This window comes from Mesorhizobium sp. P5_C1 (assembly GCF_054049815.1).
Genome location: NZ_JBFULQ010000727.1, coordinates 1 through 2,268 on the forward strand (window position 1 = coordinate 1; position 2,268 = coordinate 2,268).

Genomic DNA, 2,268 nt, shown 5'->3' on the forward strand with positions numbered 1-2,268 from the left:
CTCCGGCATCAAGAACCTTGCCGATGATACCAGGCTCGTTCCAGGGCACGCGAACCATGGGCGTCACGGGATATGCGCCCATGGCCTGAAAACATTGAACCATGCTGAGATAATCCTGCACGCCATGCTGCAGATCTACCGTCACACTGTGCCAGCCGGCTCGTGCCATGACTTCCGCGGAAAAACCGGAAGGGATTGCGAGCCAGCCGTTCAGGCAGGCCCTGCCGGCCGCGAGCCGGGCTTTGAGGGCGTTCTTCAAGAAAATCTCCATCGAGGTTCAGTGAGCGCGGCGCCAGCCATCATTAACCGAGGATAGGCATTTTTGAAATATCAAAATTAGGCAATCCTCTCGCTTCCTGACTGTGTCCGAGTTTAATGAAGACCTTCACGTTCTCTGCGGAGTGCGATTTTGTCGCCTCCGGCGCAATTTCGACGAGAACTCCTACTTGCTCAAGCAGGCTGGAGAATGTAACAATCATATATCAAAATAGGTTGTCGACCGATGCTCTCGCTTCTAAACTCCATGGATCTCCCCTTGTCCTCCCTGGACAAAGGCGTCCCCCCAGTGAGCGGGCCTATACCGATCGACGATGTCGCGGCGAAACACTGGAATCTCCTTCGGGAAGATCTACCGCTCCCTGTTGCGGTCCTCAGGGACAAGGCCGTGCGCGACAACAGCGCATGGATGAAATCCTTCCTGGCCGATGCCGGCGCGGTGCTCTCGCCGCACGGCAAGACCACGATGTGCCCTGCCCTGTTCGACCTCCAGCTTGCCGATGGAGCCTGGGCGATTACCGTTTCAACGCTGCATCAGATCCAGGTCGCCCGCAGCTTCGGCGTCAAGCGGATCTTCCTGGCCAACCAGCTCATCGGACGGCAGGCCATCGACTATGTGATTGGCGAACTGGCGGCCGATTCGAGTTTTGAATTCCTGTTTCTGGCAGACTCGCAGGAGAACATCCGCGCGATTGCAGACGCCGCCCGCGAGGCAGGATCGAGCCGCCCCCTGCAAGTGCTGGTCGAACTCGGTTATCCCGGCGGTCGTACCGGCTGCCGCAGCCGTGACGAAGCCCTGGATCTCGCTCGTTACATCGGGAGCACCGAGGGCCTGCTCGCGCTTCGCGGCATCGAWGGCTTCGAAGGCCTCCTTAAAGGCGCCGACAATGGGGCGACATTGACGCTTGTCGAAAACTTTGTCGGGCAGATGGTTTCACTTGCGCGCCTTTGCGACGCCGAAAATCTGTTTGCGGCAGATCCGATCATCCTGAGTGCCGGAGGCTCCGCCTTCTACAATGTGGTGGTCGAAGGACTGGGAGCCGCGGCATTGTYGCGGCCGAGCATGGTTCTGGTGCGATCCGGCTGCTACATAACGCACGATTCCGTCCTTTACGCCAAAGCCGTCGATGCACTCAGGGAACGCAATCCCGAGCTTGCCAACTCTCGCGGTGGGCTTACGCCGGCCCTCGAAGTCTGGGCCTACGTGCAATCCCGGCCGGAGGACGAAAAGCTGATTGCCGGGCTCGGCAAGCGCGACGTTTCCTACGACGACCAACCGGTGGCGCTGACGTGGTTTCGGCCTGGAAGCGGTATGGAAAAGCCGCAGAAGCTATCGCCGGACCATATCGTCACGCGGCTGAACGACCAACACTGTCACATGACCATCCCGGCGGCCTCGCCGCTCACGGTTGGCGACATGGTCGGCTTCGGCATCTCGCACCCGTGCCTGACCTTCGACAAATGGCGCGTACTGCACGTCGTTGACGAGAACTACCAGGTGATCAGTTCGGTCCGCACCTACTTCTAGCAAGTTTACCGTCCAGGCCGCAGCGCCTGACCGCAACAGACAGAGGCAAAATGAAACCGTCCAAACCAAAGGTCTTTCTCATCACCGGCGCGGCAAGCGGCATCGGCGCGGCTCTCGCCAGGCTGGCCGCCGAAGCCGGCAACACCGTGGTGCTGGCCGACATCAACCTGCCCGGCGCCACGACGGTTGCGAAGTCGATCGGTCCCGCCGCCTCAACGGTCAAACTGGACATCTGCTCGTCAGAGCAGTGGGACCAAGTCCTTGATCATGTCTGGGAAAAATTCGGACACCTCGACGTTCTGGTGAACAACGCGGCGATCGTCCACACGGGCTACGCCCGTGACCTGACGATGGAGAAGCACGAGGACACGATGCGGACGAACTTCTTCGGCCCCGTAAGGGGCATGATGGCCGCCTTGCCGAAGTTCAAGGCGCAGGGACACGGCCACCTTGTCACCGTCTGC

At 60.1% G+C, this 2,268-nt stretch carries 2 protein-coding genes and 1 pseudogene; 2 read left to right on the forward strand and 1 reads right to left on the reverse strand.

Features of this window, described 5'->3' with window-relative positions; all coding sequences use genetic code 11:
• Window positions 1-259, reverse strand: a pseudogene (locus ACXJ7R_RS30460) (2,4-dihydroxyhept-2-ene-1,7-dioic acid aldolase); the annotation flags it as partial.
• A gap of 405 nt (window positions 260-664) precedes the next feature.
• On the opposite strand from ACXJ7R_RS30460, the gene ACXJ7R_RS30465 reads away from it, so the two are divergent.
• Both ACXJ7R_RS30465 and ACXJ7R_RS30470 read left to right on the forward strand, forming a co-directional pair.
• Complete coding sequence (locus tag ACXJ7R_RS30465; RefSeq protein WP_457155056.1) at window positions 665-1,804, forward strand: amino acid deaminase; 1,140 nt, start codon at window positions 665-667, stop codon at window positions 1,802-1,804.
• Between the two features lie 50 nt (window positions 1,805-1,854).
• Window positions 1,855-2,268, forward strand: a 414-nt coding sequence (locus ACXJ7R_RS30470; RefSeq protein ID WP_457155057.1) for an SDR family oxidoreductase, incomplete at its 3' end; no start/stop codon positions are given.